This window comes from Paraburkholderia sp. A1BS-2L (assembly GCF_051125205.1).
In the GTDB taxonomy this organism is placed as follows: Bacteria; Pseudomonadota; Gammaproteobacteria; order Burkholderiales; family Burkholderiaceae; genus Paraburkholderia.
In genome coordinates, this window is record NZ_CP120431.1 from 748,085 (window position 1) to 769,526 (window position 21,442).

19 protein-coding genes are annotated in these 21,442 nt (G+C 65.1%); 12 read left to right on the forward strand and 7 right to left on the reverse strand.

Annotated features, from left to right (window positions below; translation table 11 throughout):
* Positions 1-139 precede the first annotated feature (139 nt).
* From P5W98_RS33180 to P5W98_RS33190, 3 genes are read left to right on the forward strand one after another with little or no spacing between them, the layout of a single operon-like run.
* Entirely contained in the window at positions 140-1,579 is a 1,440-nt protein-coding gene (locus P5W98_RS33180) for an MFS transporter (protein ID WP_421028645.1), read from the forward strand.
* A gap of 25 nt (positions 1,580-1,604) precedes the next feature.
* Complete coding sequence (locus tag P5W98_RS33185) at positions 1,605-2,801, forward strand: CaiB/BaiF CoA transferase family protein (RefSeq protein WP_421028797.1); 1,197 nt, start codon at positions 1,605-1,607, stop codon at positions 2,799-2,801.
* Positions 2,802-2,803: 2 nt separating this feature from the next.
* Positions 2,804-3,682, forward strand: a complete 879-nt coding sequence (locus P5W98_RS33190; protein WP_421028646.1) for a citryl-CoA lyase — start codon at positions 2,804-2,806, stop codon at positions 3,680-3,682.
* 27 nt (positions 3,683-3,709) lie between these two features.
* Here the strand turns inward: P5W98_RS33190 and P5W98_RS33195 are convergent, their stop codons facing one another.
* The 6 genes from P5W98_RS33195 to P5W98_RS33220 all read right to left on the reverse strand — a co-directional run bounded on the left by P5W98_RS33195 (position 3,710) and on the right by P5W98_RS33220 (position 8,584).
* A complete protein-coding gene (locus P5W98_RS33195) occupies positions 3,710-4,465 on the reverse strand; it encodes an IclR family transcriptional regulator (protein WP_421028647.1) in 756 nt (251 codons plus the stop codon).
* Between the two features lie 78 nt (positions 4,466-4,543).
* A complete protein-coding gene (locus P5W98_RS33200) occupies positions 4,544-5,236 on the reverse strand; it encodes a DUF1223 domain-containing protein (RefSeq protein ID WP_421028648.1) in 693 nt (230 codons plus the stop codon).
* A gap of 161 nt (positions 5,237-5,397) precedes the next feature.
* On the reverse strand, positions 5,398-5,925 hold the full coding sequence (locus P5W98_RS33205; RefSeq protein ID WP_421028649.1) for a hypothetical protein: 528 nt from the start codon (positions 5,923-5,925) through the stop codon (positions 5,398-5,400).
* Positions 5,926-6,167: 242 nt separating this feature from the next.
* Positions 6,168-6,902, reverse strand: coding sequence for an ABC transporter substrate-binding protein (locus P5W98_RS33210; protein WP_421028650.1), 735 nt, complete (start codon positions 6,900-6,902; stop codon positions 6,168-6,170).
* A gap of 161 nt (positions 6,903-7,063) precedes the next feature.
* Positions 7,064-7,573, reverse strand: coding sequence for an aminoacyl-tRNA deacylase (locus tag P5W98_RS33215; protein WP_421028651.1), 510 nt, complete (start codon positions 7,571-7,573; stop codon positions 7,064-7,066).
* A gap of 108 nt (positions 7,574-7,681) precedes the next feature.
* Positions 7,682-8,584, reverse strand: a complete 903-nt coding sequence (locus P5W98_RS33220; RefSeq protein WP_421028652.1) for a LysR family transcriptional regulator — start codon at positions 8,582-8,584, stop codon at positions 7,682-7,684.
* A gap of 117 nt (positions 8,585-8,701) precedes the next feature.
* Between P5W98_RS33220 and P5W98_RS33225 the strand changes: the two genes are divergently transcribed.
* Positions 8,702-9,442, forward strand: a complete 741-nt coding sequence (locus P5W98_RS33225) for an SDR family oxidoreductase (protein WP_421028653.1) — start codon at positions 8,702-8,704, stop codon at positions 9,440-9,442.
* Between the two features lies 1 nt (position 9,443).
* On the opposite strand, the gene P5W98_RS33230 is transcribed toward P5W98_RS33225, so the two are convergent.
* On the reverse strand, positions 9,444-11,924 hold the full coding sequence (locus P5W98_RS33230) for a GcvT family protein (RefSeq protein WP_421028654.1): 2,481 nt from the start codon (positions 11,922-11,924) through the stop codon (positions 9,444-9,446).
* 300 nt (positions 11,925-12,224) lie between these two features.
* Between P5W98_RS33230 and P5W98_RS33235 the strand changes: the two genes are divergently transcribed.
* From P5W98_RS33235 to P5W98_RS33270, 8 genes are all read left to right on the forward strand, one after another.
* Complete coding sequence (locus P5W98_RS33235; protein ID WP_421028655.1) at positions 12,225-13,055, forward strand: DeoR/GlpR family DNA-binding transcription regulator; 831 nt, start codon at positions 12,225-12,227, stop codon at positions 13,053-13,055.
* A gap of 253 nt (positions 13,056-13,308) precedes the next feature.
* Positions 13,309-14,481: a 2-aminoethylphosphonate--pyruvate transaminase gene (locus P5W98_RS33240; RefSeq protein ID WP_421028656.1), complete on the forward strand. Its 1,173-nt coding sequence runs from the start codon at positions 13,309-13,311 to the stop codon at positions 14,479-14,481.
* An 11-nt stretch (positions 14,482-14,492) separates the two neighbouring features.
* Entirely contained in the window at positions 14,493-15,755 is a 1,263-nt protein-coding gene (gene phnA, locus P5W98_RS33245; protein ID WP_421028657.1) for a phosphonoacetate hydrolase, read from the forward strand.
* Between the two features lie 135 nt (positions 15,756-15,890).
* Entirely contained in the window at positions 15,891-17,339 is a 1,449-nt protein-coding gene (gene phnY / locus P5W98_RS33250; protein ID WP_421028658.1) for a phosphonoacetaldehyde dehydrogenase, read from the forward strand.
* Positions 17,340-17,520: 181 nt separating this feature from the next.
* Positions 17,521-18,552 (forward strand): 2-aminoethylphosphonate ABC transporter substrate-binding protein, encoded by a 1,032-nt coding sequence (locus P5W98_RS33255; protein ID WP_421028659.1) that lies wholly within the window; start codon positions 17,521-17,523, stop codon positions 18,550-18,552.
* Between the two features lie 11 nt (positions 18,553-18,563).
* Positions 18,564-19,715: an ABC transporter ATP-binding protein gene (locus P5W98_RS33260; protein WP_421028660.1), complete on the forward strand. Its 1,152-nt coding sequence runs from the start codon at positions 18,564-18,566 to the stop codon at positions 19,713-19,715.
* Positions 19,708-20,604, forward strand: coding sequence for a 2-aminoethylphosphonate ABC transporter permease subunit (locus tag P5W98_RS33265; protein ID WP_421028661.1), 897 nt, complete (start codon positions 19,708-19,710; stop codon positions 20,602-20,604). The genes P5W98_RS33260 and P5W98_RS33265 overlap by 8 nt, the downstream gene beginning before the upstream one ends.
* Positions 20,605-20,614: 10 nt before the next feature.
* Entirely contained in the window at positions 20,615-21,385 is a 771-nt protein-coding gene (locus P5W98_RS33270; RefSeq protein WP_421028662.1) for an ABC transporter permease subunit, read from the forward strand.
* The last annotated feature ends 57 nt before the right edge of the window (positions 21,386-21,442 follow it).

Genomic DNA, 21,442 nt, shown 5'->3' on the forward strand with positions numbered 1-21,442 from the left:
ACTCCCCCTCAGTGAAACCCCTGGGCGGTTCGCCAAGTGGCCTGCGCTATCATGCGCACACATTTTTTAGAACGACGTTCTGCTAGATAGAACATCGAGACAGCAAAGCCCTTATTCCGCCCCCAGGAGGCGCCCCATCATGTCCAGCCTGCCGCTCGACGTCATCCACGAATCGCCCCCAGTTCACGCCCTTGCAGCCAGCGCCGCGCAAATCAACGCGCGCATCGACCGCCTGCCCGCCACGCGCGCGATCTGGACGCTCGTGCTGATGCTCTCGCTGGGCGGCTGGTTCGAGTTCTACGATCTGTTCTTCACCGCCTACGTGGGCCCCGGTCTCGTGAAGAGCGGCCTCTACTCGACCACCACCGCGTCGTTCTTCGGCTTCTCGGGGCTCGGCGCCTTCGTGGCCGCCTCGTTCGCGGGCTTGTTCATCGGCACGTTCTGCTTCACCCGGCTCGCCGACCGCTATGGCCGCCGGACGATGTTCACGGCGTCGCTGCTCTGGTACTCGGCCGCGACCTTCATCATGGCGTTGCAGACCACCGCGCCGGCCATCAACGTTTGGCGTCTGATCGCCGGCATCGGCGTGGGCGTCGAGCTGGTCACCATCGATACGTATGTGAGCGAGCTCGTGCCGATGCACATGCGCGGCCGCGCGTTCGCCTTCGTCCATTTCGTGCAGTACACGGCGGTGCCGTCGGTGGCGCTGCTCGCGTGGTGGTTCGTGCCGCGCGCGCCGCTCGGCATCGACGGCTGGCGCTGGGTGGTGCTGCTCGGCGCGTGCGGTGCGCTCATCGCCTGGGCGATCCGCCGCCGCGTGCCGGAGAGCATGCGCTGGCTCGCGCAGCGCGGCCGCACCGAAGAGGCCGCGCGCGTGCTCGCGAAGCTCGAAGCCAAGGTCGAGGCACAATACGGCCGCCCGCTGCCCGCGCCCGACTACGCTCGCGCAAGCGCCAGCGCGCCGCAAAGCAAGGCGCGCTTCGCCGAAATCTGGCAGCCGCCGTATCGCCGCCGCACGCTCACGATGCTCCTCTTCAACCTGTTCCAGGCGATCGGCTTCTATGGCTTCGCCTCGTGGGTGCCCACGCTGCTCGTCGCCAAGGGCATTACGGTCACGCACAGCCTGCTTTACGCATTCGTGATCGCCGCTTCGAATCCGTTCGGCCCGCTTATCGGCATGACCTTCGCCGACCGCATCGAGCGCAAGTCGCTCGTGGTGCTCTCGGCGCTCGCCATCGCCGTGTGCGGCGCGCTGTTCGCCATGCAGACCGCGCCCGCCATGCTGATGCTGTTCGGCGTCCTCATCACGTTGGGCGGCACGCTGCTCTCGGTCGGCTATCACGCCTACCAGGTCGAGCTGTTTCCTACCCGCATGCGGGCGACGGCGGTGGGCTTCGTCTACTCGATGTCGCGGCTTTCGGCGATGTTCTCGGGCTTCATGATTGCGTTCGCGCTGCGCCACTTCGGCGTTCCCGGCGTGTTCGCGCTCATCACGGGCGCGATGGCGGTGGTTATGGCGGCAATCGGTTTGTTCGGCCCGCGCACCAACAATCGCGCGCTCGACGATATTTCTCATTGATCAAGAGGCTGGAATCACTGTGACTATGCTGCCTTTGGCCGGAGTGCGCGTTCTCGATCTGTCCAACGTACTCGCGGGTCCATTCTGCGCCTATCAACTTGCGCTGCTGGGCGCCGACGTCATCAAGGTCGAGCATCCCGAAGGCGGCGACCTCGCGCGGCGCCTGGGCGCCGACAAGGATGCCGCCGCGCGCAATATGGGCGCCTCGTTCGTGGCGGTGAACGCGGGCAAGCGTTCGATTACGCTGAACCTGAAGGACCCGCGCGGCAAGGAGATCCTGCTCGCACTCGTGAAAGACGCCGACGTGCTGGTCGAGAACTTCCGCCCCGGCGTGATGGATCGTCTGGGGCTCGGATACGATCGGCTATCCGAAGCAAATGCGCGCCTCGTGTATTGCGCGATTTCCGGCTTCGGCGATAGCGGCGAGCTTTCGCCCCGCCCGGCTTACGATCAGATCATCCAGGGCATGGCGGGCGTGATGAGCGTGACGGGCGATTCGACGAGCGCGCCGCTGCGCGTCGGTTATCCGGTCTCGGACACGGTAGGCGGATTGACGGCGGCGTTCGGCATTTGCGCGGCGCTAGTCGATGCGCGCACGAGCGGGCGCGGCCGGCGTCTCGACGTTTCGATGCTCGAAGCCACGCTCGCGACGATGGGCTGGGTGGTGTCGAACTACCTGAACGCAGGCGTCGAGCCCACGCCGATGGGCAACGAGAACTTCACCGCCGCGCCCTCGGGCACGTTCAAGACGGGTGACGGGCTGCTGAACATTGCCGCGAACGAGACGCGCCAGTTCGAGAGCCTGTGCGAGACGATCGGGCGTCCCGAGCTGGCGCGCGACGAACGCTTCGCGGCACGCCATGCACGCAAACACTACCGCGCCGAATTGAAAGCCGAGATCGAGGCCGCGCTTGCGGGCGACAGCGCCGAGAGCTGGGAAACGCGTCTGCTCGCGCGCGGCGTGCCGGTGGGCCGCGTGCTCTCGGTGCCGCAGATTCTCGCGCATCCGCATCTGGCCGAGCGGCGTTTCGTACGCGAATTCGCTCCAGCCCAAGGCGAGGCTGCGCAACGCGTAACCCGCGCGGGCCTGCGCCTCTCGGACGGCGACGCCGCGCCCACCGCGCCCGCGCCCACGCTGGGCGCACACACGCGCGAAACGCTCGCTCAGCTCGGCTACGACGCCGCGCGCATCGACGCGCTGCTCGCGCAAGGAGTCATCTGAACATGTCCACGACAAACGACGCGACGGGCCAACCGGCATCGCTCCGGGCAGAGCACCCCGACGCCGCTGCGCTATGCGCCGACTACTGGCGCACCTCGATCATCGACATTCATCCGGGCTCGATTGCCGTGCGCGGCTACCCGATCCAGGAGCTCATCGGCCGCGTGAGCTTCCCGCAGATGATCTGGCTGATGCTGCGCGGCGAGTTGCCCGATGAAGCACACGCGTCGCTGCTCGAAGCGGCGCTGGTGGCTTCGGTGGATCATGGTCCGCACGCGCCGTCGATCGCGATCTCGCGCATGGCGACGAGTTGCGGGCTGCCGCTCAATGGCGCGATGGCTTCGGCGCTCAACGCACTCGACGACGTGCACGGCGGCGCGGGCCAGCAGGCGGTCGAGCTTTACGAGGCGATTGCCGCGCGCATCGATGCGGGCAATGGGCTCGAAGAAGCGGTCGAAGCAGGCGTGGATGCGTTCGTCGCCGCACACGGAAAATACTTGCCGGGCTTCGGGCATCGCTTCCATCCTGTCGATCCGCGTGCGGGACGGCTGCTCGAGCTCGTGGATGCGCGCGTGCTGGCGGGCGACATTGGCGGACGCTACGCGCAAATCGCGCGCGGGATCGAAGCCCTGCTGAAAATGCGCAAGGACAAGCCGGTGCCGATGAACATCGACGGCGTGACCGCCGTGATCTACGCGGAGCTGGGCTTCGCGCCCGAACTCGCGCGCGGCGTGTTCTGCCTGTCGCGTGCGGTGGGCATTCTCGCGCATGCGTGGGAGCAGCGCGCACGCGGCGAGCGCAACAAAGGGCCCATGCCACGGCAGATTCCTTATGCGTATGCGGGACCGGGCGAGCGCCACCTCGAAACCGGCGGCGCCTGAAAACAGCCGCTAAAACATACGCCGGGCTCAGGCGCCCATATTCGCGGCGCGGGCGCGCTGTGCGGCGCGCAACGCGCGCGAGTCGCCGCCCAGCGCGTCGGTGGCACGCGCGGCGCAGTCGAACAGCGCGTCGAGATGGGCTTCGATGAACGCACGGTCGATGCGCGAGCTCGGCCCCGCTAACGTGAGCACGCCGCGCAATGCGCCTTGCACGCCGAATACCGGCATCGACACGCCGGCGGTTTCGCGCTCGCGCTCGCCAATCGACATGCAGTAGAAGTCCCGCCGCGTCTGCTCGAAAATCTCGCCCGGCTCGCCGCTGAACGCGAGCAATGCGCGCCCGCCCGAACCCGTCTCCAGCGGCAGCACGTCGCCTTCGCGCACGTGATGGCGCACGACGTGTTTCGAATCGACGCGATGAAGGCACACGCGCACCGCATTCTCACGCACGTAGAACGAAACGCTCTCTCCGCTCGCGTCCATGAGTTCGCGCATCAGCGGCACGAGGATATCCCCCAGATTCAAACTGCGCTGATAAAGCGCGCCGAGCGTGAAGGTGGCCGGCCCGAGTTGATAGCGGCCATCGTCGAGACGCAGCAACAGCCGGTGCTGGATCAGCGCGCCCGCCAGGCGCAGCAGCGTGCTCTTGTAAAGGCCCGTGCGCGCCGCGAGTTCGGCGAGCGTGAGCGCGCCGTCGTCGGGGCGAAACGCGAACAGGATGGCGCACGCACGGTCAATGACGGCAACGCCTTCTTCCTTCTTGAGCGGCTTTTCCGCGGGCATGAGTGTCGATGCGGGAATGAGAACGAAGCCGATTTTACGCGATGTCGTGCGCTATTCGGGCCGCGCGCCAAAGCCGTCTCAATGCGCGCCGTAGTCGACTCTGGTTGCGCCCAGAATACTGCCGTCCGGCGCCTGAACCAGCACCGCCGCCAGATCGCCAGAAGGCACGCGATGACTGAGCGTCATCGAAGCGCCGTTCCACTCGCCGATGGGCTCGATGGAGCGAACGATGTTCGACTCCTTGAGCGCGCGGCCGGTGTTCTCGCCGCGTCCAACCGCTGTGACATGCTCGCGGTCGTAGCCGATGAGAAGGATCTGGCCTTGTCCGTTTCCGGCTCCCAGCGTAATCGACAGCGTGTTGCCCGAGCGCATGCCCTTGACGGACACCGGGTCGGCGTCACTCGTTTGAGCCGCGAGGATGGCTTTCTCTCCGGCGTGACGGTCCCAGCCGACGAAGCTCTTGCGACCGTCCACGACCATTTCCGGCGTGTAGGAACTGCTGCCGAAATGCGAACTGTAGGCGGCCTGTCGTCGCGTGGCCGCTTCCAGCGAATACGGATCTTTCCAGCCGAGGCCGTCCCACCAGGTCACGTGAAACGCCAAAGGAAGCACGTCCTGGCGGCCGCTCGAAAGATCGGACAGGTAGGCATCGGCAGGCGGGCACGAAGAACATCCTTGCGAGGTGAACAGTTCGACTACGACAGGCCGGGCCGACGCGGCGACAGGCACTGCAACAAGCAAGGCGAAACCGGCAACAAGACGGGCGTACACGATGGACCTCCGAAACGTGGCGTGCTCGCTTCTAGTTCGTCCAGGCCATCTGAAAAGTTACACCGTGATCAAGCCGCTTCCGTAGCACCGCACCTCGCCCGACACATGCCGGCACGGCGGCTCGTGCGAATCGAGCGCCGCGCCGGCAGACTTGCGGCGATTTACATCGACGAGCCCTGGCCCGAGCCCTTCACGCCAACCGATGCGCCGCCTTGCGCCGCAGCCGCGCCGTCGAGCGTTTCGCCAGCCTTCGCCTTCGCGCCGCCTACGGCGTCTTCGGCGCTCGACGTGGCCTCCTTCGCTTGATGCTTCGTCTTTTTAGCGACGTGCTTCGCGTGCTGCTTCGTCGAATGAGTCGCCGACTTCGCGGTCTCCTCGGCGGTATCAGCCGTCGCGCCCGCGGTATTCGCCGCGCCGTTGGCGACGTTGCCAGCAGCTTCGCCAGCGCTGCCCACCGCCTTGCCAGCGCCATTCACCGCGCCGCCGACGAGACCGCCGGCACCCGCGCCCGTGCCAGCGGCGTTCGCACCGGCGCCTGCCTGCGCACCTGCGCCCAGAACCGGCGTCTGGACATTCGCGCCCACGCCGGCCGAACCCTGCGCGCCCGCCTGGTTGGTTTGCGCAAAAGCAGCCGTGGTAGCGAAAGCGGTCAATGCGGCGCCGAGCAACATCGTGCGAATCGTGTTCATGGTTTTCTCCCTAAAGTCACTAAAGGCATCAATCAAGCTTGGATGATCTTGGCCGAATCGTCCCGGCCATTCATCTTTTGCTCACCGCACCGTGCGGCAGGCAGGGCCACTTTAGCGAGCCTTGGGCAAGAAATCGTCGATTCTTGAGGACTGTTACTCCGGTTGCAATTGCTGACGATTGGCTGACTTTCTTTAACAGTTGCCGCGTTGTGCGCGGCGAGGCATCGTGTTCAAGCCGTCTTTCATGCCGCCGGAGCAACCGAAGCGCCCTCGATGCCATGGCGTGCCAGTGCTTCGGCCACGAAGCCCGACGCCTTCATCGTCTCGACGAATTCGCCAAGCACCGCAGCCGCGTGCGGCCCGCGTTGCTTCGCTACGCCCATCGCCTGGCGGATCACCATGAAGCGCTCGTCGAGCAAACGCAGCCCCGGCGCCTTGCGTGCATCCGCTTCGAGTTGCTGCTTCACGCCTGCCGCCACTTCGAGCCTCTGGTCGAGGAACGTTTGCACGACCGCGGGCGACGACGGCGCACGCACGATTTGCGCAGCCTTCAACTCGCGCGTGAGAAAAAGATCGTATGCACTGCCCTTGCCGACCGCAACGCGGTTGTGCGGCTGGTCCACGTCCGCGTTGACGCGCACCGGCGAGTCGTCGCGCACCAGATAGAACCCTTCGATCAGCACATAGGGCGCGGTGAAGGCGATGGTCTCTCCGCGTTTGGGATCGACGGCGAAGAAACCGAAGTCGGTGCGCGCCTCGCTCACCGCTTCCACCGACTGCGCCGCCGTGTCGAGCACGACGAGTTCGAGCGGCACGCCGAGTTGCTGCGCGAACGCCCGCGCAAGATCGACGGACACGCCAGACGCTTCGCCCGAAGCCGGGTCGCGCCCCGCGAGAATGGGATTGCCGAGATTGATGGAAGCGCGCAGCGTGCCGGTGGGCGCGAACGCGTCGACGATGGCGGAATCGATGTTCATGAGCGTGGCAAGGTGAGCGCCGCGCGCGTCGCGCGCGGCTCGGTGTGAGGGTGCGGAAGTTCAAAGAGGTCGCCGGAGCCCCGGCGAAGGCATTATCACACCGCGGCAGCCAGCCGTCGAAATCTGGCGCCGCGCTCCCGGCCTTGCGCCGCGGAGTTAGGTCAGTGCCGTGCGCTCATGCTGCTCATCGCACCCATGCCGCGCATGCGCCGTGAAAAATGCGCGCGCTCGGCGTCGTCCATCAGCGCGAGAAACTGATCGGCGTCCATGTGAATCAGCGCTTCGTGGTCGCCGGCTTCGAAGTAGACATCCGGTTGCCCCGCGAGGCTCGAATCAAGCCAGGTTTTCATGCCATAGGCCATGCACACCGGCGGCAAGGCGCCCGCATCGCAATCCTTGAACAATTCGCGCAGCTCGACCTCCGTGGCGAGCGCGAGGCGGCGTCCGGTTTTGCTCCATAGCTCGGAGAATTGCACGGCGTGGGTCGAGGGCAGCACGGCGGCCACATAACCGTGCTCGTCTTCGAGCAGCACGGTTTTTGCGAGGCGGACACCGGGAATGTGCGCCGCGGCAGCCGTTTCCATGCTGGAATGGCTGTAAGGGTGACGCACGATTTCGTAACGGGAGCCCTTGTTGCGCAGGCACTCCTGCAAAGTTGGCGAGATCGACATGGCATACCTCCTGTCGAAAACCAGAAAAGAAATGAACGTCTGGTGTCTCTTCAGAATAGGTCACGCGGCGCCAGTCGGCACAATGAGCTCGCATCGAATTGCAGCACCTCAGGCGGCGATTTCGCGCACGAAGTCGAGAAAAACACGGACCTTCGCTGAAACGAAATTCGAGCCATGATAGTAGGCATATAGCGGGAATGTTTCGTCCACCCATTCGGGTAAAAGAAGGATGACTTTCCCGTCGGCAATCAGCTCTTTCGCATAGAGTTCCAGCAATTGCGCAATGCCCGTGCCGCCGAGACAGGCGCCAAGCAGCGAACCGGTATCATTGACCATCAGTCGGCCGGCGACGGCGAGCGGAATCACTTCGTTGCCACGATGGAATTCCCATTCGAAAGCGCGGCTGGTCTTGGGATCGCGCATCAACACGCACTGGTGTCCTGTCGCGATATCGTTGGGGTGCCTGGGCTCACCGTACCGAGCGACATACGCTTTCGATGCGCAGGTGAGCACGCGCGTTTCCAGCAGCAGTCGCGCGCGATACGAGGAAGGCTCGGGAATGCCGAAACGCACCGCTACGTCGAACCCGTCGGCAACGAGATCACCCATTCGGTCGCGAACGCTGATCTCGACGGAAAGATCGGGGAAACGCTCGAGGAACTCCGCCAATCTCGGGGCCAGTGCGTAATGTCCAAACGTTCCATCCACATTGACCCTTAGCTTTCCCCTCACGCGCGCCCTGGATTGCGCGGCGTCGACTGCGGCTTCCTCGATGCCGGCCAGGTGCGGCGCCACGGCTTCGTAGAAGCGACGCCCTTCATCGGTTAGCGAAATTGCGCGCGCCGTGCGGTTGAAAATGCGGATGCCAACGCGCTCTTCGAGTCGGGCCACGGCGCGGCTCACCGCAGGCTGCGTCAAGCCCATGGCCTCACCCGCCCGCGCAAAGCTGCCAGCTTCGATGACTGCCGAAAGTACGCCGATTCCACCAAGGAGTCTGCTGTCGAACGCCATGAGACATACATTTGGTCATTGTTCAAATAATCATAATTCATTTTTTTAATTTATCGAGCCGATCTACATTGCTTCTTGTCGCCGGATGCACGGCATGAGTAGACATAAGGAGCAGCAATGAAGACGCTGGAAAAGAAAGTCGCCATCATCACCGGGGCGTCGCGCGGTATCGGGGCGGCACTCGCCCTTCGTCTCGCAGCGGATGGGTTCAAGGTCGTCGTGAACTATGCGGGCAGCGCCGGCCCGGCGCAGGCAGTCGCCGACAAGGTCAAGGCCGCGGGCGGCGAAGCGATCGTCGCTCAGGCCGACGTCGCCGATCCGGCGGCCGTCATCGCCATGTTCGACGCGGCAGAGCGCGCCTTTGGCGGCGTGGATGTTGTCGTCAACTGTGCCGGCATCATGAAGCTCGCACAAATTGCCGAGTGTGACGACACGACTTTCGATCAGACCGTCGCAATCAATCTCAAAGGCACCTTCAACGTCTGCCGCGAAGCGGCAAAACGCCTGCGCAACGGCGGGAGAATCATTAATCTCTCGTCCAGCGTCATTGGCGTTCGCTTGCCGTCCTATGGGATCTACATCGCCACCAAGGCGGCTGTCGAAGGCCTGACCCAAGTCCTGGCTCAGGAAATGCGGGGGCGCGGCATCAGTGTGAATGCGGTCGCGCCCGGCCCTGTCGCCACCGAGCTTTTCCTCGACGGCAAGAGCGCTGAACTCATCGATCACATGGCGAAGATGAACCCGCTCGAACGGCTTGGCCAGCCAGACGACATCGCGCAGGTCATCGCTTTCCTCGCTGGTCCCGAGGGCGGCTGGGTCAATGGCCAGACGATCCGCGCCAACGGCGGCATGTGCTGACTCAGCTTTTCACGCGCAATGCACGCGGATCGTAGGGGGCGCTCAGATGCACGTTGACCGGAACCCGTTCCCCGGCCACGTCGATCGCATAGCGCCCGTCAGCGAGCCACGCCGCATCGACCGCGCCATCCTCGCGCGAGACGAAGCCCATCGCGACCGGGCAGCCGAGTGTGTGGCCGAAGGCCGCCGAGGTGACCGAGCCCACCGCCTCGCCATCGCGCAGAATGGCCTCGCCGCCCCACAGCATCTGCTCGCTCGCGCCTTCTGCGGTGAGCACGACCAGGCGGCGCTGCAAGGGCTGCTGGCGCAACCGCAAGAGCGCTTCGCGGCCCCGGAACGCAATGTCCTTGTCGAGCTTGCACGCGAACGAGAGACCAGCCTCGAACGGATTGCAATCGGGCGAGAGCTCGCGGCCCCACGCACGATAGCCTTTTTCGATGCGCAGCGAATCGATCGCGTAATAGCCGGCATTGACGAGCCCGAAGGCCTTGCCCGCTGCATGCAGGGTTTCGTATACGCCGACCGCGAATTCGACCGGCACGTACAGCTCCCAGCCCAGTTCGCCCACATAGGTGAGGCGAGTCGCGCGCACCGTCGCATAACCGATGTCGGCCTCGCGGCTTTGACCGAACGGGAACGCTTCGGCGCCCCAATCGGCCTTCGACACGCTTTGCAGCAGCGCGCGAGAATGCGGCCCCATGACGGCGAGCACCGCGTACTGGCTCGTCACGTCCACGAGCACGCAGTGGCGATCGGCGGGAATCGCTTTCTCCAGGTAATCGAGATCGCGCGTTGCCTGGGCCGAGCCGGTCACCACGAGGTACTGATCGTCGGCGAGACGCGTGAGCGTGAGGTCCGACTCGTAGGTGCCGCGCTCATTTAGCAACCCTGAGTAAATGGTGTAGCCAACCGGTACCGCCACATCGTTCGCGACGATCGATTGCAGCACCGCTTCCGCATCGCGCCCCTTCACGAGCAGCTTCGCAAACGAACTCATGTCGAACAGCGCGACGCCTTCGCGGCACGCGCGGTGCTCCGCGCCGCTCCACGGCAGCCAGTTTTGCTGACCGAATGCGTAGTCGATGCGCGCTTCATGCGGGCTCGGCGCGAAGAAGTTCGCGCGCTCCCAACCCATCTTGCTGCCGAAGCACGCGCCATCCGCCGCGAGTTGCGCGTAGATCGGCGAGCGGCGGAACGGACGCGCCGTGTCGAGCTCGCGGTTCGGCCAGGGCATCGCATAGTGCAGGCCCAGCGTTTCCTTCACGCGGTCATGCAGCCAGGTGTCGTTGCCGTTGAAGCGCGCGAAGCGGCGAATGTCCACGGGCCACAGATCCATGGTCGGCTCACCCGCGACGATCCACTCGGCCAGCGCCATGCCTGCTCCGCCCGCCGAGGCAATGCCCATCGAGTTGAAGCCCGCGCCCACGAAGAAGCGCCGCAACTCGGGCGCCTCGCCCACGATGAAATTGTTGTCGGGAGTGAACGATTCCGGCCCGTTGTAGAACTGCCGGATCTGCGCGGTTTCGAGCGCGGGCACGCGCTGCAGCGCGTTTTCCATCAGGATTTCGAACTGATCCCAGTCGTCGGGCAGTAGCTGGAACTCGAAATTCTCGGGGATACCGCTCATGCCCCACGGTTTCGCGTTGGGCTCGAAGCCGCCCATCACCAGGCCACCCACCTCTTCCTTGAAATAGATGAAGCCGTCCGGATCGCGCATGACCGGCAGATCGGGATGCACACCGGCGATGCGCTCGGTCACGATGTAGTAGTGCTCCGCCGAATGCAGCGGCACGGTCACGCCGCACATGCGGCCGACCGCCTTCGCCCACTGCCCCGCGCAATTGACGACGATCTCCGCGTGCAGCGTGCCCTCCTCGCCGTCCTTGTTGCGCCACGATACGCCGGTGGCCGCGCGGCCCGAGGGCGTCGCTTCCGTATGAACCGCGGTGATGCGCGTGTTCTCGACAATGCGCGCGCCGCGCTGGCGGGCGCCGCGCGCGAGCGACTGCGTGAGGTCGGTGGGGTTCGCCTTGCCGTCGCCGGGCAGCCAGACCGCGCCCAGCAGGTCGTCGGTGCGCATCACCGGCCAGAGCTCGCCGGCCTCGCGCGGGCCGATCACGTCGCACACCACGCCGTAGGCCCGCGCGGAGGCCGCTGTGCGCTTGAGTTGCGTCATCCGCTCCCCGGTGCGCGCCACCGAGAGCGAGCCGCACTGCTTCCAGCCCGTGGCCAGCCCCGTCTCGGCCCCCAGCTCGGCGTAGAGCGCCGTCGAATAGCGGATCAGCTTCGTCATGCTCTGCTGCGAGCGCAACTGGCCGACGAGACCTGCGGCGTGCCAGGTGGTGCCGCACGAGAGCGCGCCCTGCTCGAGCAGGACGACGTCGCGCCAGCCGAGCTTGGTGAGGTGATACGCGACGGAGCAACCGACAATGCCGCCGCCGACGATGACGACGCGTGCGTGCGTGGGGACAGAGGTAGACATGGGCATGAGCCTCGATGCAAAGAGAGAGGACGTGGCGGGCAATTCATACCAACAGCGGACAGGCCAAAGAATGCAACACAAAACAACAAAAAACAACATCAAAGTCACATCCAGGGATTAACGGAATTGCCCGGCCCGAACGCCACATCCGCCTGCTCCGACAAGGGTTCCCTATCCATCTCATCGGGAATTCACCGTATCGCGCCGTCTCCTTCGGGGTACCGCACACCACGCCGGATCGAGTCACACGGTATTTTGTGGTATTTTGTGACTTCAGCTGTTTCATCCGGGAACCCCACCATGGCCGATAACCACGCCGCTCCGCCCGCTGCATCCGTTACGCCGGCCACGCTGCTCAGCCGGCGGCTCGCCGTGGGCCGCATCGACTACATCCTGCAAAGCCTCGACGCGAGCGGCTCGGTGAGCGTCGCGGACATGTCGGCCACGCTCGGGGTCTCGCGCGAAACCATCCGCCGCGACCTCAAAGCGCTGGCCGAGCAGGGCCGCCTGAGCCTCGTGCACGGCGGCGCCGCGAAGCGCGCGCAAGACGAGCCGTCGCTCGCCACGCGCGAAGCGGCGAACGCCGTTGGCAAGGCGGCCATCGGCGCGGCGGCGGCGCGCCTCGTGACCGACGGCATGGTCGTGCTGATCGATTCGGGGTCGACCACGCTCGGGCTCGCGGCCTCGCTCGCGAACCATAGCGACCTCACCGTGATCACCAACAGCCTGCCGATCGCGCTGCTACTGTGCCGCTCGCCGGGTGTGAAGGTCATCATGCTCGGCGGCGACATCGAGCCCAACGACGAGGCAGCGTTCGGCGTCGAGACCATGGCTGCGCTCGCGCATTTCCGCTGCGATCTCGTGTTTCTGGGCGTGGGCGGCATCTCGCCCGAAGGCGAACTCACCGACTATTCGCGGCTCGCCGCCGAACAGCGCCATCTCATGATGAAGGCCGGCAAAGAGGTCTACGTGCTCGCGGACCACAGCAAGTTCGAGCACGGCACGCCGGTGCGGATCGCGCCTGTGCCGCACATCGCCGGGCTGATCGTCGATGCGCCGCCGCCCGCGCATATGTCGCGCGTATTCGCGCAGAACCAGTGGAACGTGATCGTCGCCACCAGCCAAAGCTGACGCGCCCTCGCGCATCCCCGCTCCGGGCGGCCCAGGCCGCCCGTCTCTGCTTCCCCCCGATCGACTTCGCTGCCTGCACTGCCATCGATTGCCGGCGCGCCGCACGCCCTCCCCGACACATCGGTATATTTCCTGGGTATGTGGCAATTTATGGCGTATTGACTGTTTTTGTTGCGAGGCCTAAAGTGGCTTTAACAATGCAGTGACGCAGTGTCAGAACCGAAGTCAGAACCAAACTTCACGGAGACACCTCATGACAGCTTCCACGTCTTGCCCGCCCGCCACTTCTGAAACTGGCGATCCGCTGCTGCTCACCCCCGGCCCGCTCACGACCTCGCGCACCGTCAAGGCGGCGATGGTTCACGACTGGGGCTCGCGCGACGCAAACTTCATCGAGATCAACCGCTCGGTGCTCGCGCGTCTCGCCAGCATCGCCAACGGCGCCGACGACTGGGTGACGGTGCCGATGCAGGGCTCCGGCACGTTCGCCGTGGAAGCGATGCTCACCACCTTCGTGCCCTCGAACGGCGAGGTGCTGGTGCTGATCAACGGCGCTTACGGCAAGCGCGCAAAGCGCATCCTCGATATTGCCGGCCGCAAGACCGTGGTTCATGAAACGCCCGAAGACACTCCGCCCGATCTCGCGCAGGTCGAGGCCATCCTCGCGGGCACGCCGTCGATCACGCATGTGTTCACGATTCACTGCGAAACCACCTCGGGCATCCTGAACCCCATCGCGCAGATCGGTGCGCTCGCACACAAATATGGCAAGCGCTTTCTCGTCGATTCGATGAGCGCATTCGGCGCGTTGCCGCTCGACGTGCAGACCATGCATATCGATGCGGTCGCCGCCTCGTCGAACAAGTGCATCGAAGGCGTGCCGGGCCTCGGCTTCGTGATCTGCCGGCGCAAGGCGCTCGAGCAGACGCAGGGCAACGCCACCACGCTCGTGCTCGACCTGCACGAACAGTGGGTCAACATGGAGAAGACGAGCCAGTACCGCTTCACCCCGCCCACGCATGTGATCGTGGCATTCCACCAGGCGCTCGAGGAATTCGAAGCCGAAGGCGGCGTGGCCGGACGCGGCGCACGCTACCGCAACAACTGCCGGATCCTGCTCGAAGGCATGCGCGCGCTCGGCTTCAAGCCGCTGCTGCCCGATGCCTTGCAGGCCCCCATCATCGTCACGTTCCACATGCCCGAGGACCCGCGCTTCGTGTTCAATCAGTTCTACGAAAGCCTCAAGGCGCGCGGCTACGTGATCTACCCAGGCAAGCTCACGGTAGCGGACTCGTTCCGCATCGGCTGTATCGGCCGCATTGGCGAGAAAGAAATGCGCGCTGCGCTTGTTGCGATCGGCGAGGTGCTCGACGAGATGGGTGCGGCCGGCGTAGGTGTGACGAGTCCGGTCGCTAAAACCGCTTGAAGGAAAACGCAATGAGCACGCTGAACGACAACGCACTGGCCGTGAATGGCCGCGAATACCGCTTCCCCACCGCGCCCGTCGTGGTGATCTGCCTCGACGGTTCCGAGCCCGCCTATATCGAAGAGGCCGTCAAGGCCGGATGCGCCCCGAACCTCGCGAAGCTGCTGCGCACCGGCACGAGCCGCATCGCCCAGTGCGTGATCCCGAGCTTCACGAACCCGAACAATCTCTCGATCCTCACGGGCCGCCCGCCGAAGGTGCACGGCATTGCGGGAAACTACTTCTACGACCGCACGAGTGGCGAAGAAGTCATGATGAACGACGCGCGCTTCCTGCGCGCGCCCACCATCTTCGAGACCTTCTTTAGAGCCGGCGCGAAAGTGGCGGTCGTGACCGCCAAGGACAAGCTGCGCACGCTGCTGGGCAAGGGGCTCGATTTTTCGAGCGGCCGCGCGATCGGGTTCTCCGCCGAAAAGGCCGACCAGGCCACGCGCGAGGCCAACGGCATCGGCGACGTGCTGGCCTTCGTGGGCAAGCCGCTGCCCGACGTGTACTCGGCCGACCTCTCGGAATTCGTGTTCGCGGCGGGCGTGAAGCTGCTCGATACCTTCCGCCCCGACCTGATGTATCTCTCGACAACGGACTACGTGCAGCACAAGGCCGCGCCCGGCGCGCCGAAGGCCAACGACTTCTACGCGATGTTCGACCACTACGTGGGCCAGCTCGACGCGGCCGGCTGCGTGCTCGCGATCACCGCCGACCACGGCATGAACGACAAGCATCGCGCCAACGGCGAGCCCGACGTGCTCTACCTCCAGGACCTGTTCGACGAGTGGATTGGCAAGGGCAAGGCGCGTGTGATCCTGCCGATCACCGACCCTTACGTTGCGCACCACGGCGCGCTCGGCTCGTTCGCCACCGTCTATCTGCCCGAAGGCGCGGACGCGGCAGCGCTCCTCGAACGCCTGCGCAAGACCGATGGCGTGGAGCTCGCGCTCGACAACGCGGCCGCCTGCGAGCGCTTCGAGCTGCCGCCCGACCGTGTGGGCGACATCGTGGTGGTCGGTACTCGCAGCAAGGTCTTCGGCACGAGCGCGGCGCGCCACGACTTCTCCGGACTCACCGAGCCGCTGCGCTCGCACGGGGGGCTCTCGGAGCAGGACGTGCCGCTGCTCGTGAACCGCAAGATCGACTGGCCGCAGGGCCGCGCGCTGCGCAACTTCGACATCTTCGACGTCGCGCTGAACTGCGTGGTGCAAACCGCCATCGCTTGATCCACTACAGGCGCGACCAGCACCACAAGCAACGGCCCCACCCTGCATGCCGCCGCGCCTGGGCGAACGGCGCATGCAGGCCAAAGCACAGCCAACGAAAAACTCACCGAAACCGAAACACGGAACGAGGTAGCGATGAACGTCATGACGAAACCCGCATTCAAGCAGGAGTCCATGCGCATCGCCGGCCGGCAGGTCGCGACCGACGAAGTGATCGAAGTCCTGAACCCATACAGCAACGAAGTCGTCGGCACCGTGCCGGCGGGTCGTCCCGAGCATGTGCAAGAGGCCTTTGCCAAAGGCCATGCCTACAAGCCGACGCTCACGCGCTTCGAGCGTCAGCGCATCCTGCAAGCCACGGCCGAGGCGCTGCGCGATCGCAAGGAAGATTTCGCGCGGCTCATCACCGCCGAATCGGGGCTCTGCTGGAAGGATTCGCTCTATGAAGCGAGCCGCGCCTACGATGTCTGGTCGTTCGCCGCGCAGCTCACGATCAAGGACGATGGCGAAATCTATTCGTGCGACATCAGCCCGAACGGCAAGAACCGCAAGATCTTCACGACGCGCCTGCCGCTGCTCGGCGTGATCTCGGCCATCACACCGTTCAATCACCCGCTGAACATGGTGAGCCACAAACTCGCACCAGCCATCGCCACCAATAACCGCGTCGTGCTCAAGCCCACCGAGCTCACGCCGCTCACCGCGCTCGCGCTCGCCGACGTGCTCTACGAAGCGGGCCTGCCGCCCGAGATGCTGAGCGTGGTCACCGGCAATCCGCGCACCATGGGCGACTCGATGATCACGGACCCGCACTGCGACCTGATCACCTTCACGGGCTCGGTGCGCGTGGGCAAGTACATCGCGCAGAACGCCGGCTATCGCCGCACGGTGCTGGAGCTCGGCGGCAACGACCCGCTCATCGTGATGGAAGATGCCGACCTCGAGCGCGCCGCGCAGCTCGCGGTCACGGGCGCGACCAAGAACTCGGGCCAGCGCTGCACGGCGGTCAAGCGCATTCTCGTGGTGGAGAGCGTGGCCGACGAATTCGTCGAGCGTGTGCTCGTGCACGCGAAGAAGCTCAAGTGCGGCGACCCGATGGATCCGAACGTGGACGTGGGCACCGTGATCAACGAGGCCGCCGCGCAACTCTTCGAGCGCCGCGTGGCCGACGCTGAAGCGCGCGGCGCACGCGTGCTGTACGGCGCACCACGTCGCGGCGCCCTCTTCGCGCCCACCGTGGTCGACCACGTGCCCTACGACTGCGAGCTCGTGCATGAAGAAACGTTCGGCCCGGTGATTCCGATCATCCGCGTGCCGGACAACATCGAAGAGGTGATCCGCATCTCGAACTCGACGGCATACGGCCTCTCTTCGGGCATCTGCACGAACCGGCTCGACTATACGACGCGCTTCGTCAAGGAGCTGGAGGTGGGCACGGTGAACGTCTGGGAAGTGCCGGGCTATCGCACGGAGATGTCGCCGTTCGGCGGCATCAAGGACTCGGGCAACGGCTACAAGGAAGGCATGGTCGAGGCCATGAAGAGCTATACGAACGTGAGAACGTGGTCGATGCCCTGGGAATAAGGCACTCACGAAGCACGTGTTGCGCGGCCTCTGCTGATGCTCCAGGCACGGCCGCGCAGTAACCCTGGCTGGTCCCCAACAAATCGAACAGGCAACATTGCCACGCTGTTGTCACACGGCAGAACTGCAAGAACACACGAGATTTTCCCAGCATCCAAACCCAACGCAAGGAAGGATGGATATGAAGACTCAACTGATCGCCGCGGTGACTTGCGCATTCGCGCTCGCAGCGGGCGCTGTCCACGCGCAATCCAACGTCGTGACCATCTATAGCGCGGACGGCCTTCATGACGGCACGCCGAGCTGGTACGGCAACCAATTCGAAGCATTCACGAAAGCCACCGGCATCAAGGTGCAATACATCGAAGCCGGTTCGAGCGGCGTGGTGGACCGCCTCGGCAAGGAGAAGTCGAACATTCAGGCCGACGTGCTCGTGACGCTGCCGCCGTTCATGCAGAAGGCCGCCGCCGATGGTCTGCTGCAGGCCTACACGCCGGCCGGCGCGGACAAGATCGAGGCACGCGACAAGGATCCGAAGGGCATGTATGTCGCGATGGTCGACAACTATCCGACCTTCATCTACAACTCGGCGGTGCTCAAGACCCCGCCTAAAGCCTATTCCGATCTGCTCGCGCCGCAATACAAGCAGAAGGTGCAGTACTCCACGCCGGGCCAGGCCGGTGACGGCACCGCGCTCATGCTGCAAACCTTTCACGCGTTCGGCAGCAAGGACAGCGGCTTCGATTATCTGCGCAAGCTCCAGGTGAACAACCTCGGGCCGTCCGCCTCCACGGGCAAGCTCACGGCGCTCGTGAACAAGGGCGAGCTCTACGTGGCCAACGGCGACCTGCAGATGAACCTCTCGCAGATGCGCGAGAACCCGAATATCCAGGTGTTCTTCCCCGCCGGTCCCGATGGCAAGCGCACGACTTTCTCGCTGCCCTATTACGTCGGGCTCGTGGCCGGTGCGCCGCATGCCGATAACGGCAAGAAGCTGATCGACTTCCTGCTGAGCGCCGCCGCCCAGCAAGAGGTCAGCAAGACCGCCTACGGCATGCCGGTGCGCACCGACGTGCATCCCACCGACGACAACTTCAAGACGCTCAACGCCATGATGCAGGGCGTCGACGTTTGGTCGCCCGACTGGAATCAGGTCATGCGCGACCTGAAAGCCGACGTGGCGAAATACAACCACGCGATTTCCAGCAACTGATCGAGCGACTCATGGCCAATTCCCTCACCATGGAACGGAGGCAGCAGCAAGCCTCCCCGGTGCCGGCTTCTCTCGCGCAAGGCGCGAGCGGCATCGGTTTCGAAAATGTGTCGGTGGCATACGGCGGGCAGACAATTCTGGATTCGCTCACGCTCACCGTGAAGCCTGGCGAGATCGTCGCGCTCATCGGCCCTTCGGGCTCGGGCAAGACGACCGCGCTGCGGGCCGTCGCGGGCTTCGTGCAGCCGAGCGCGGGACGCATCGTGATCGGCAACAAGGACGTGACGCAGTTGCCGCCCTATGCGCGCAATATCGGCATGGTGGTGCAGAACTACGCGCTGTTTCCGCACATGCGCGTGGAGGACAACGTCGCCTTCGGGCTGCGCGCACGCGGCGCCGAAGCTGACCTGATCCGCGCACGCGTGCCCGAGTGCCTCGGGCTCGTGGGGATGTCCAAGTATGCGAAGCGCTACCCGCGCGAGCTCTCGGGCGGCCAGCAGCAGCGCGTCGCGATTGCCCGCGCGCTGGCAATCCGGCCGCAGGTGCTGCTGCTCGACGAGCCGCTCTCGGCGCTCGACGCGCAGATCCGCCGCTCGATGCTCGACGAGCTCGCCAAGCTGCACCGCAGCCTGCCCTCGCTGACCGTGCTGTATGTGACGCACGACCAGACCGAGGCGCTCACGCTCGCGAATCACATCGGCATCATGCGCGACGGCAAGCTCGTGGCCTATGGCGACACCCAGGGGCTGTACCGGCATCCGCCGAACCGCTTCGCAGCCGAGTTCCTCGGCCGCGCGAACGTGCTGCCGGCGCGCCAGCTGGAGCCGCTCGACGATGGCTTCGCACGCGTGCGTTGCGGCGATTTCGTGATCGAGGGACGCAACCATCACAACCTGGCCGCGAGCAGCGCCTGCTACGTATGCGTGCGGCCGCACGACCTGCACTTCGAGCCGCGCGCGCAGAAGTCCAACAGCGTGACGGGCGTCGTGCGCAGCGTGCAGTGGCTCGGCGAGCTGCACAGCGTGATGCTCGAAGTGGGCGACGAGATGCTGCGCCTCACGCGAGCGCCGCTGTCGAGCCCACCCGAACCCGGCGCCGTGCTGCCCGTGCACTTCGATGCGGCGGACGTCACGCTCGTACCGGAGGGCGAAGGCCATGTCTGATATCGCCGATCTCGCGATAGCGCCGCCGCCGGCGCGCGCCGGCGCGGCCAGGGCGCTCGCGCGCAACCTGTGGATCGCGCCGCCGCTCGTCGTGCTCGCGGCCATCTTCTTCTACCCATTCGGCCTGATCGTGGCGCAGGCGCTGGGCGGCGACACGCACACGCTATCGCTCGAGAACTTCACCACGGTGCTGCATTCGCGGCAGTTTCTGAGCGGCCTTTATCACACGATCGCGATTGCGGTGTGCGCATCGGCGGGCTGTCTCGTGCTCGGCTTCGTGTTCTCGCTCGTGATCGCGTTCGTGCCGTTTCCGGGGGCGCGCTTCGTGGGGCGCCTGATCGACACCTTCATCGCGCTGCCGACTTTTCTGGTCGCGCTCGCATTCACGTTCGTGTACGGATCGGCCGGTCTGCTGAACCAGTCGCTGATGGCGATCTTTCATTTGAACCTCCCGCCCTTCGACTTCCTGTACACGCAATGGGGCGTCGTGCTCTCGGAAATCACGGTCTATACGCCGTTCATCATGCGGCCGCTGCTCGCCTGCTTCTCGCAGATCGACAACGCGCAGATCGAAGTGGCGAGCAGCCTCGGCGCGAAGCCGCTGCGCATCATCCGGCAGATCATCCTGCCGGCGGCGCTGCCCGCGCTGCTTGCGGGCGGCAGCCTCTGCCTGCTGCTCACCGTGAACGAGTTCGGCATCGTGCTGTTCATCGGCGCGAAGGACGTGATCACGCTGCCGCTGCTCATCTACGGCAAGGCGATTCAGGAGTTCGACTACACCACCGCATGCGTGATCGCCGTCATCAACATCGCGCTGTCGCTTGGGCTCTATGCCTGCTATCGCACTGTCCTGTCACTTTTCGGAGGTCGCCGTGCTGCTCTGGGCTAGATGGGCAAGAATGTCGACGTGGAGCGTCGCTGCGCTGCTGTTTTGCGCGATCTACGGGCTGCCCGTCGCGATGATCGCACTCGCGAGCGTGAGCGGGCAATGGAACGGCATTTTGCCGAGCCACTTCACGCTTTCGCACTACACGCGGGCGCTGCACGGCGATTCCGCCGAACTGCTGCGCGTGAGCGTCTTCACCGGCGCGCTGGCGAGCGCCGCGGCACTCGTGAGCGGCACGTGGGCCGCGCTCGCGCTCAAGCGCATGAAGGGCATGTCCAAGCGCGTGCTCGACGTGATCTTCTTCGTGCCGAGCGCGGTGCCCTCGGTCTCGATCGGTCTCGGACTGCTGGTGGCCTTCAGCCAGCCGCCGGTGCTGCTCAACGGCACGGCCACGATCGTGTTCCTCGCGCATTTCCTGCTGATCTCGGCGTTCACATACGGCAACGTCTCGGCAGGGCTCGCGCGGGTCGCGCCCGAATATGGCGAGGTGGCCGAAAGCCTCGGCGCGAAACCGTTCTACCAGCTCACGCGCGTGACGCTGCCGCTCGTTGCGCCCTACCTGCTCGCATCGTTCAGCCTGAGCTTCGCGCTCTCGATGGGCGAGCTAGGCGCTACGCTGATGATTTATCCGCCGGGATGGGTGACGCTGCCCGTGGGCATCTTCGCGCTCTCCGACCGCGGGGCGATCTTCGATGCATCGACGTTCACGATGGTCCTTGGTGCAGCCACGCTGCTCGTGCTGCTCGGGCTTTCGCGCATCTCGAACAAGGCCGCGGTGCGCTAAGACGCTCAGGATACCCAGGGAGATAGCTGGCAGGGAACGCAAAGGGCAATCACGGCG

Bases quoted from the DNA above. Each gene is read 5' to 3' on its own strand.
- P5W98_RS33260 (WP_421028660.1), top strand. From the start codon at position 18,564: ATGGCCAATTCCCTCACCATGGAACGGAGGCAGCAGCAAGCCTCCCCG.
- P5W98_RS33255 (WP_421028659.1), top strand. From the start codon at position 17,521: ATGAAGACTCAACTGATCGCCGCGGTGACTTGCGCATTCGCGCTCGCA.
- P5W98_RS33210 (WP_421028650.1), bottom strand. From the start codon at position 6,902: ATGAACATCGATTCCGCCATCGTCGACGCGTTCGCGCCCACCGGCACG.
- P5W98_RS33240 (WP_421028656.1), top strand. From the start codon at position 13,309: ATGACAGCTTCCACGTCTTGCCCGCCCGCCACTTCTGAAACTGGCGAT.
- P5W98_RS33180 (WP_421028645.1), top strand. From the start codon at position 140: ATGTCCAGCCTGCCGCTCGACGTCATCCACGAATCGCCCCCAGTTCAC.
- P5W98_RS33195 (WP_421028647.1), bottom strand. From the start codon at position 4,465: ATGCCCGCGGAAAAGCCGCTCAAGAAGGAAGAAGGCGTTGCCGTCATT.
- P5W98_RS33225 (WP_421028653.1), top strand. From the start codon at position 8,702: ATGAAGACGCTGGAAAAGAAAGTCGCCATCATCACCGGGGCGTCGCGC.
- P5W98_RS33185 (WP_421028797.1), top strand. From the start codon at position 1,605: ATGCTGCCTTTGGCCGGAGTGCGCGTTCTCGATCTGTCCAACGTACTC.
- P5W98_RS33215 (WP_421028651.1), bottom strand. From the start codon at position 7,573: ATGTCGATCTCGCCAACTTTGCAGGAGTGCCTGCGCAACAAGGGCTCC.
- P5W98_RS33265 (WP_421028661.1), top strand. From the start codon at position 19,708: ATGTCTGATATCGCCGATCTCGCGATAGCGCCGCCGCCGGCGCGCGCC.
- P5W98_RS33235 (WP_421028655.1), top strand. From the start codon at position 12,225: ATGGCCGATAACCACGCCGCTCCGCCCGCTGCATCCGTTACGCCGGCC.
- phnY (WP_421028658.1), top strand. From the start codon at position 15,891: ATGAACGTCATGACGAAACCCGCATTCAAGCAGGAGTCCATGCGCATC.
- P5W98_RS33205 (WP_421028649.1), bottom strand. From the start codon at position 5,925: ATGAACACGATTCGCACGATGTTGCTCGGCGCCGCATTGACCGCTTTC.
- P5W98_RS33220 (WP_421028652.1), bottom strand. From the start codon at position 8,584: ATGGCGTTCGACAGCAGACTCCTTGGTGGAATCGGCGTACTTTCGGCA.
- P5W98_RS33270 (WP_421028662.1), top strand. From the start codon at position 20,615: ATGTCGACGTGGAGCGTCGCTGCGCTGCTGTTTTGCGCGATCTACGGG.
- P5W98_RS33230 (WP_421028654.1), bottom strand. From the start codon at position 11,924: ATGTCTACCTCTGTCCCCACGCACGCACGCGTCGTCATCGTCGGCGGC.
- P5W98_RS33190 (WP_421028646.1), top strand. From the start codon at position 2,804: ATGTCCACGACAAACGACGCGACGGGCCAACCGGCATCGCTCCGGGCA.
- phnA (WP_421028657.1), top strand. From the start codon at position 14,493: ATGAGCACGCTGAACGACAACGCACTGGCCGTGAATGGCCGCGAATAC.